Annotated in this window: 8 protein-coding genes; all 8 read left to right on the plus strand. The window is 48.8% G+C overall.

The window, feature by feature from the left end; translation table 11 throughout:
- Positions 1 to 211: 211 nt before the first annotated feature.
- The 8 genes from QZP87_RS13065 to QZP87_RS13100 all read left to right on the plus strand — a co-directional run bounded on the left by QZP87_RS13065 (position 212) and on the right by QZP87_RS13100 (position 9,383).
- On the plus strand, positions 212 to 1,114 hold the full coding sequence (locus tag QZP87_RS13065; protein ID WP_291323361.1) for a M23 family metallopeptidase: 903 nt from the start codon (positions 212 to 214) through the stop codon (positions 1,112 to 1,114).
- Positions 1,115 to 1,402: 288 nt separating this feature from the next.
- A complete protein-coding gene (gene fliR, locus QZP87_RS13070) occupies positions 1,403 to 2,191 on the plus strand; it encodes a flagellar biosynthetic protein FliR (protein WP_291323362.1) in 789 nt (262 codons plus the stop codon).
- Between the two features lie 31 nt (positions 2,192 to 2,222).
- Entirely contained in the window at positions 2,223 to 3,302 is a 1,080-nt protein-coding gene (locus QZP87_RS13075) for a flagellar type III secretion system protein FlhB (RefSeq protein WP_291323363.1), read from the plus strand.
- Between the two features lie 44 nt (positions 3,303 to 3,346).
- On the plus strand, positions 3,347 to 5,452 hold the full coding sequence (gene flhA / locus QZP87_RS13080; RefSeq protein WP_291323364.1) for a flagellar biosynthesis protein FlhA: 2,106 nt from the start codon (positions 3,347 to 3,349) through the stop codon (positions 5,450 to 5,452).
- A complete protein-coding gene (locus tag QZP87_RS13085; protein WP_291323365.1) occupies positions 5,442 to 6,545 on the plus strand; it encodes a hypothetical protein in 1,104 nt (367 codons plus the stop codon). Before flhA ends, QZP87_RS13085 begins: the two co-directional genes overlap by 11 nt.
- Positions 6,546 to 6,661: 116 nt before the next feature.
- Complete coding sequence (locus QZP87_RS13090; RefSeq protein WP_291323366.1) at positions 6,662 to 7,483, plus strand: MinD/ParA family protein; 822 nt, start codon at positions 6,662 to 6,664, stop codon at positions 7,481 to 7,483.
- Entirely contained in the window at positions 7,437 to 8,222 is a 786-nt protein-coding gene (locus QZP87_RS13095; RefSeq protein WP_291323367.1) for a FliA/WhiG family RNA polymerase sigma factor, read from the plus strand. The genes QZP87_RS13090 and QZP87_RS13095 overlap by 47 nt, the downstream gene beginning before the upstream one ends.
- A 777-nt stretch (positions 8,223 to 8,999) precedes the next feature.
- A complete protein-coding gene (locus QZP87_RS13100) occupies positions 9,000 to 9,383 on the plus strand; it encodes a chemotaxis response regulator CheY (RefSeq protein ID WP_291323368.1) in 384 nt (127 codons plus the stop codon).
- Positions 9,384 to 9,438: the final 55 nt, after the last annotated feature.

Below are 9,438 nucleotides of genomic sequence, written 5' to 3' on the forward strand. Positions count from 1 at the left end.
CGGAGGGGGACTTTCCCAAGTGGGATAAGAGCACTGCATTATCTTGGGTTGCGGGCATGGCCAGCGTTAGCATGGTTTTATGCTCAAAAAGCCTGAATTTCTGGGACAAGCGGGTCCTGGAAGAGCCAGTCCCCATGCCCAGCCTCCGGCTTGTAAGGCCCATGCCTGCTGGTGTTACTGGAGAACTTTTGACAGTCAAGAGGAAATATATATGTTGTTTAAAAAATACCAATTAGTAGTTTTCAAAGACAAAAATGGTTCCTGTTCCACTTTTTCCTTGAGAGGCTGGTTAATATTATTCACTCTCCTGCTGTTTGTAGCCATGGCAGGAAGCAATTTCTATCTCTGGCAATACTATCAGGAGCACAGGATAGTAAGCCGGCAGCTTGACCGTTCGAAAGACACAGTCAACTCCCAGAAGATTCAGTTGACTACACTTTTTCACAAGATCCAGGAACTGGAAAAAAGCCTGGAGCGGGTCCAGGAACTGGATGGCAAACTGAGGGTAATGCTCAACCTTGAACCCCCAATGGATATGAATCCGAATCCCGCAGGCGGAACAAGCGAAAACCTCTCCTCTGCCTCCTTTCCCTTTTACCGCCAGGAGATGCTCACCAGGCAAATGCATAGCTTTCTGGACCGGTTGAGATCAGAAGCCCGTCTTGAAGAAGTAAAACAGCAGGAAATTCTCCACGCACTGCATAAGCAAAGAGATCTTTTATCAAGTACACCCTCCATATGGCCCACCCAGGGCTGGGTTTCATCTGAATTCGGATATCGATCCTCCCCTTTCACCGGTCAGCGTGAACTACACAAAGGACTGGATATTTCCGCCCCGGAAGGAACTCCCATATATGCCCCAGCCTCAGGAGTAGTCACCTTCACAGGCAGGGACGGCGCTTACGGCATTGCCATGGAACTTGACCACGGAAGGGGGATTACCACCAAATATGCCCATCTTCAGAGGTATGTGACGGAAGAAAATACAAAAGTCTCCAGGGGAGAGCTTATAGGTTATGTGGGCAACACCGGCAGGAGCACCGGACCGCACCTGCATTATGAAGTACGCGTCAACAACATCCCTGTGGACCCCAAAAGATATATTTTGAACTGATGCAGGCGTAACCGTTGCTGGGCAGACACAAGGCCTGCCACTAAGATGACGACCAGGGCCCGGGTGTCTGTTTCACCTCCTGGGCATTACCCGTATAAATCCCTACAACGACACGTATTTGTGCCTCAAGGGGACTGGCTCTTCCGGGACCCACCTGTCCCAAAAATTCAAGCTTTTTGAGCATAAAACCACGCTCAAGTGGGTCCCGGAGTGCCTGTCTTATCCTCTGCCCCATGCAGCCTGCCCTAAGCCCCCCAAATCTGGCCCGCCTCTTGCTACTCTACGGGCATGGACCTCTTCATCTTCAATCCAGAAACCGTCCTGAGCTTCTGGCTCACCTTTTTCAGAATAAGCCTGGTGGTCTTTCTGCTGCCCTTTTTCGGAGGTGAAGGCATACCCCTTCCTATAAAAGCCGCCCTGTGCATTGTATTGACCCTGGGCCTGTGGCCGCATCTATCATTCGAAGCCCACCACTTTCCAGAGCATCCAGCCCAGATAGCCTTGATGATCTTCGGCGAACTGGTCCTGGGCCTGATACTGGGGCTGATAGTTCATTTTCTGTTTGCAGCCATCCAGACCGGTGGAGACCTCATAGCATTTCAGATGGGATTTAAGATGATGAACATTGTGGATCCCCTGACAGGTCAACAGGAATCCATCACCACCCAGTTTTTATATATGTGTTCCATGCTGGTATTCTTAAGTATCAACGGCCATTTATATCTGCTCATGGGCCTGACTCAGAGCTTTGACCTCATCCCGCCCGGAGGCCTTTTCATCACTCCTGAACTGGTCAACCAGATAATTTATTATTCCAGTCAAATTTTTGTCCTGGCATTTAAAATTGCCTCTCCCGTCATTGCCACGGTCTTCCTGGTGAACCTTGGACTGGCCTTCATGGCACGCACAGCCCCCCAGATGAATGTGCTGCTTCTGGGTTTTCCCATCAAGATATGTGTGGGCCTGCTCTTTCTGGGTATGGTTTTCCAGCTTATCAGCATGTTTATGACAGGATACATATCCAATCTGGGAGGCAACATGTACAACCTGCTGCGTGCCGCAAGTGTTCCATCGTGATGCAATATAAAATCTACTGATTTATCATATTATGCCCCAAAAAGATCCCAGCAAAACAGAAGAGGCCACCCCGAAACGGCGTGAGAAGGCCCGTCAAGAGGGAAATGTCCCCAAAAGCCAGGAAATGCCCAAGATTATTAGTCTGATCGCAGGCATCCTGGGCCTGCGCCTCTTATTTCCCCATATCAGGGACACGTACATGGACATGACTGAGTGGTTCATGGGCCAGGCCTTTCATTACCAGTTGAACCCTGAAAGCCTCTATCATCTGGCTGTTTTCAGTATCGGTAAGATAGCCAGCATACTGCTGCCCTTTATGCTCATAGTATTTTTTGTGACAATCATAGCATTATATCTGCAGGTAGGCTATTTATGGACTTTCAAGCCCCTGCAGCCAAAACTCAAAGTTTTCAATGTCGTGGAAGGGCTCAAGAAAAAATTCATTGACCTGAACACACTGGTAAGGCTGGTAAAAAACGTAGGCATTGCTGCAGCAGTGGCTACTGCTCCCTATATTATCATCACCTCTGAATTTGAAAATTTTCTTCCTCTTTTTTACCAGGACCCTCCTTTCATTGTCGCCTACATACTCAATACAGCCTTCAAGATGGCCATGCTGGCCATGATACCTTTGCTTATCATAGCCATCGCAGACGTAGCCTACACCAACTGGGATTACGAAGAAAACCTGAAAATGACCAAGGACGAGGTAAAAGACGAAAGAAAACAGGCCGAGGGCAATCCGGAAATAAAAAGGGAGCAGAGGAAGAAGATGCAGGCCACCACCATGCAGAGGATGCGTCAGGAAGTTCCCAAGGCCGACGTGGTAATAACCAACCCCATCCACCTCGCAGTAGCCATCAAGTACGATCCGGTCCTGGCTCCGGCACCCATGGTTCTGGCCAAGGGAGCCAATTTCAAGGCCGAAAAGATCAAGGAAATCGCCCGGGAAAACAATATCCCCATCCGGGAAAACAAGCCGTTGGCACAAGCCTTGTATAAGAACGTCCAGGAAGGAGAAACCATTCCTGAAGACCTTTACAAGGCAGTGGCTTCTATCCTGGCCCAGATCTACAAATTCAGAAAAAAGGGGCCGCCGGGGGGACAATAAAGTGCAAGCAGCAGGAACTGATTCAGAAATAAGGCGTCAATAAAATGGCAATCAAAACCTCGACCCTGGGCAACATCGATTACGCCAGATTCACCAGACAGGGAGACATCCTTCTGGCCGGCGGAGTAATCGTCATCCTGTTTGTCATGCTGGTGCCCATTCCGCCTATCTTTCTGGACTTTCTGCTGACCTTCAATCTATCTTTCGCCTTTGTTATCCTGATTACCTCCATGTTCATGCGCAGCCCTCTGGAATTTTCCATCTTTCCATCCCTCCTGCTGGTGGCCACCATGTTCCGACTGGCACTCAACGTGGCCACAACCAGGCTCATTCTACTGCACGGAGACCAGGGGACCCATGCTGCAGGGCGGGTCATCGAGTCCTTTGGCACATTTGTGGTTGGAGGGAACTATTTCATAGGCATAGTGGTCTTTCTCATTCTTTTCGCACTGACCAAGATGGTAATCGCCAAAGGGACCACGCGCATAGCTGAGGTGGCAGCCAGATTCACCCTGGATTCTTTGCCAGGTAAACAGATGTCTATCGAAGCTGACCTGAATTCCGGCCTCATAGACGAACAGGAAGCCAAAAGGCAGCGAGAAGCCCTCCGAAAAGAATCCGATTTCTACGGGGCGATGGACGGTTCGGGCAAGTTTGTATCCGGAGATGTCAATGCCGGGATACTCATTACAGTTATTAATATCGTGGGCGGCCTGATTATCGGTATCGTTCAGCATGGCATGAGCTGGAGCGAAGCCGCTCAGACATATACCCTGCTGACCATCGGCGACGGCCTTGTGGCCATTATTCCAACCATTATCATCTCAACTTCAGCAGGAATCATCGTCAGCCGCGCAGCAGCCGAAGCCCAGATGGGACAGGAATTTTTGGGGCAACTCACCTACCACCCCCGGGCGCTTCGCCTTGCCAGCGGCGTACTCCTGGTTTTCGGCCTTGTTCCGGGCATGCCTACCTTTGTTTTTCTTATTATGGCCGGTGCACTCTTCGCCCTTTCCGTTTTATCGGCCAGGAACAAGACCGAGATGGAAGAACAGGCCCTGGAAAAGAAAGAAGGCTCACAGGCCGCCCTGGAGACCCCGGCCGAAGTGCACTCCCTGCTTCCTCTTGACACTCTGGAACTGGAAGTTGGCTACGGCCTTATTCCCCTGGTGGACGAAGAACAGGACGGCAACCTTCTGGCCAGGATCAGGTCCATCCGCAGGCAGTTTGCCCTGGACATGGGCGTTGTTATCCCCTCCCTGCACCTGAGGGACAACCTGCAGCTCAAACCCGGTGAATACGCGGTCCTGATCAAGGGCAACCAGGTGGCCAGATCCGAGATAATGATAGACCATTACCTGGCCATGGATCCAGGTGATGCCAAGCACCGCATCAAGGGCATAGAGACCCTGGAGCCCGCCTTCAACCTGCCTGCACTGTGGATACCGGAAAATAAGAAAGAAGAGGCTGTAATGGCCGGATATACAGTGGTGGATCCATCCACTGTTATTGCCACTCATATTACAGAGGTCTTCAAGCAGAATCTGCATGAATTTCTTGGCCGTCAGGAAACCCAGAACCTTCTGGACAACCTGGCCCAGAGAGCCCCCAAAGCAGTAGAGGACCTGGTGCCCAACATCCTGACCCTGGGAACGGTCCAGAAAGTTTTTCAAAACCTGGTCAAAGAAAAAGTATCTATTCGGGATCTATTGACAATCGTGGAGACTCTGTCGGATTATGGGCAGCAGACCAAGGACCCGGAACAACTGACTGAATATGTGCGCCAGAAAATGGGCCGGACCATTGTAAAGCCTTATCTAAGTGAAGATGGTACCCTGCCCATAATAACCATGGAAGAATCCATAGAAAAGTCTTTCCAGGAAGGACTGCGGCACACGGATCATGGAACATACCTGGCAATGGAGCCCAATTTGGCTCAGAAGATAATCAACTCCATCAACAAAACCCTGGAAAAAACCGTGGTGACCGACGGGCAGCCAGTACTGCTGACCTCTCCTATGATACGCCCGCACCTGGCCCAGTTGCTGCTCAGGTTTGTGCCCAATCTGCCGGTTATCTCCCAGACTGAAATTCCGACCAATATCCGGTTGGACTCGGTAAACACAGTGAGTATGAAGAATGCAGGTTAAAACCTTTCGTGGACAGTCATATTCCGGCCTTTTGCAGAAAGTAAAAAGCGAGTTGGGCCCGGACGCAGTGATCCTCAGCAGTGACTGCATATCTTCCAACGGAAAAAAAACTTTCGAGCTCACAGCGGCCCTGGAAATGCCCTCTGCAGAGTACGCAGGAGCGCAGGAGACAAAGCAGAAAAACAGGGGCAAGGCAGAAGAAGCAGTCCCGGGCATGCCTTCTGAAAACTACGGGGAGGAATGGCGTCGGGAATGGTCGGACTTCAAGAAAAGCATCTTCAAGATAATCAAGCCGCAGCTCAAGGGTCCAAAAATCACTTCCAGACAGAAGCAGGCTCTGGAATACCTGGAAAAGCAGGGCGTCTACCCCGAAGTAATTATGGACTTGTGGTCCGGGCTTGGGGAAAACCTTCACCTGCCTACTCTGGATGTTTTTTCAGACTCGGTGCCTGTGACTTCCTGGGGGCATCAGATGCAGAATGGCAAAATTCATTGCCTCATGGGGCCAAGCGGGGTCGGAAAAACCACCACTGTGCTCAGGCTGGCTCTGGAGAGCAGAAACCTGCAGCCGGGAATAAAAATCTGCCTGGTTAATACCGACACTCAGCATGCCGGAGGCAGGCTTTTTTTGAAACATTACGCTGACCTTTCTGATTTTGCTTTTATGGAAGCCAAGTCATCCGAAGATCTGAAAAATATCTTGCAGGTTCAGTCCAGATATGACCTGATTTTCCTGGATACTCCGGGACTTGAAATCCGGGAAAGACCCGGTTGGAAATCATGGATTAAAAACCTGAAAAGAGTCCGGCGGCATCTGGTGCTCAGCCCGGTTTATGCCCCGGACCAACTGGATGCCTATCTGCAGAAATACTCCCGTGATAATCTCAACAGTCTGATATGGACCAAACTGGACGAAGCCTGCAATTATGGAAGCCTGGTCAATGCCTCCTGGAAAAGTGCCTTGCCCGCTTCATATCTTGGATTTGGAAAAGGACTCCGGCATTGCTCAGCCAGCGCCACCAGGGACAACTTCTGGAAGCTTGTTTTCAAAAAAATATTGCCGAAAGTGGAGGGAACCGGCGACACAAGTTGATGAATCTTCACTGTCAGTCATTAACACCACTAAGGCTGGCCATGCCCGCAACCCAGTTATCTGTTACATGATAGATAGATGATAAGTTTAGCTCTAGAGGTAATCAGGATTTGCAAATGCCAAAAAAAAACAATCTGCCCATAGTTCTCTCAATAACCTCTGGCAAGGGAGGTGTAGGAAAGACCAATATATCTGTGAACCTGGCCCTGTGCCTGCATAAGCTGGGAAAGAAAACCCTGCTTCTGGACGCGGACCTGGGCCTGGCCAATGTAGACGTAATCCTAGGGCTGAACCCCAGGCTGAACCTTTTTCATCTATTTCATGAAAATATTGATTTGCAAAAAATAATCTTGCCTACTGATTATGGCTTTGACATACTGCCATCAGCCTCGGGTGTAACTGAAATGTTGTCCCTCAGCACAGGTCAGAAGCTGGAGCTGCTGGAAATTATGGACACCCTGGAGGAAGAACTGGATTTTATGATTGTGGATACCGGTGCGGGGATAAACGAAAATGTAATCTACTTCAACCTGGCCGTGCAGGAAAGAATCGTTATCCTGACTCCTGAACCAACATCATTAACAGACGCATACGCCCTGATAAAAGTTCTGAAAACTCAATATGGCATTGAACGTTTCAGGGTAGTGGTAAATATGGCCAAAAACCAGGAAGAAGCCAGAGATGTCTTCAAAAAGCTCTATAACGCCTGTGACCATTTTTTAAGCGGAATCTCCCTGGACCTGGTAAATGTTATACCTCTGGATCAAAATGTGAGAAAAGGGGTTGCCAGTCAATCGCCCTTTTGCCATTATGCCCCCAACTCAAGGGCTGCCAGGGCAACCATGCAGGTTGCTGAAAGCATCGCCCAATGGAAACCAGCTGAAAATCTTGATGGCAATATCAAATTCTTTTGGAAAAAACTCCTCTTCCAGGAATAACCCCTGGGAAATACTGGAACAACAGGGTATTACCTTCGGCCGGTTGTCCGCCAGGGAAAAAGACGATATTGTAAGGGCGTACGGCCGGAAGGTCCGCATTATCGCAGCCCGCCTCAAACATAAACTGCCTGCACATGTTGATGTAAACGATCTCATCAGCGCAGGCTCTCTGGGCCTGATCGAGGCTTTGGGCAATTATGATTCTTCTCAGGGCATAAAGCTTGAAACCTTTGCAGACAATCGCATAAAAGGAGCCATGCTGGATGAACTGCGCAAAATGGACTGGTTCTCCAGGGGGCTTAGAAAAAAGGTAAAAAGGCTTGAGCAGTCCATGCGCAGCTTTGAACAAAACGCAGGTTACAGCCCCAGCCATAAAGAATTAAAGGATCTCACCGGATTATCCCAGGAAGAAGTTCAGGAAGGCCTTCTGGCCCTGCAGAATCAGATCTGCCTGAGCCTGGAAGCCATCCAGGAAAACTTCACAACCTCCGGGGGCCAGGAGAACAACGAACCTCAGTTCAACGTCATTTTCAACGATCTGGTAGACAAGGTGGCCATCATAATTGAAAATCTTTCTCATAAGGAGCAACTGGTTCTATCCCTATACTACACCGAGGAGTTGACCATGAAGGAGGTGGCCCAGGTCCTTGAGGTAACCGAGGGCAGGGTTTCGCAGTTGCACTCCCAGGCTATCAAAAAAATCAAGGACAACTTTGCTCAGGAACATGACGCTTTTTAAAATCAGGAGGACATTGATCCAGGGTAACCATTCAGAGGGTCATCGAATACCGGCCCCCATTAATGGCTACCTTAAATCGATTCTTGCAGGAATTGGTGCAACCTGTTAACACTATAGCGACACATTACTTCAACTCGAAGGGGACTGGCTCTTTTGCCGCCGAGAGCCCAGCCATTTTACGGTTTGAGTTCGGCAAAAGTGCCTGTCCCCGGTCGAGTTAAAAAAAATGTAACTATTCACCAAATCTTTTTAGCTCTTTCAGCTCAAGTGTACGCCAAGCCTGAAATGTTTTTCCTCTCGCCCGCTTCGCTAGAGGCACAGAGGACGCAGAGATAAGAAAGACTTTTCATTGCCCTGAGCCGGGGCAATGAAAAAGGCTTTCGCCCCCTGCGGGGGAGCTTGTTATTCATATACACCGGCTCGGAGGATATGAATATTAAAATTCTTCTCCTGCTTATCTCTCAGCGAGCTCTGCGCCTCTAGGGCCGGCAGGCCCGGGCGTGAGACATTCTTTTCTTTGCGTTACCGGTGAATATTTTAGGTAGAATATGGTGAATAGATGCAAAAAAATAACACAAAGTGTCCTGTAGTGTTACAGCTATTAGGCGCTTACTCCTGAAACCCTGTCCGAAAAAACAAGAAATTGATATAAGTTAATTGTTAATTATTGAAGAACAAAAGCCTATATTAACTGCCTTACCCTATTAACAATTAACAAACAACAGATAACTGGGTTGCGGGCGTATCCCGCTTTAGAATTTTTTTTAGGAGGTATGGATGTCCATGAATAAAAATATGCGGGTTTTGGTCGTTGACGACTTTTCAACCATGCGCAGGATAATTAAGAATATTTTACGTCAACTGGGTTTCAACAACATAGTGGAAGCCGATGACGGAACCACTGCCTGGGAGATACTGAACAAGGACAAGATTGACTTTATTGTCAGCGACTGGAATATGCCCAAAATGACAGGCATTGAACTGCTGCGCAAAGTCAGATCCAGCGAGGAGTTTGCGGACATTCCCTTTCTAATGGTAACGGCCGAAGCCCAGCAGGAAAACATTATTGAAGCAGTTCAGGCCAAAGTTTCTAATTATATTGTAAAGCCCTTTACTGCTGACACCTTGAGCCAGAAAATTGAAAAGATTTTTGATAAATAACACTACAGCGAAACTTATATAATTATTATAACCTGTCTCAATTGGGGACAGGCAC

This window comes from Desulfonatronospira sp., assembly GCA_003563255.1.
Taxonomy (GTDB): Bacteria; Desulfobacterota; Desulfovibrionia; order Desulfovibrionales; family Desulfonatronovibrionaceae; genus Desulfonatronospira.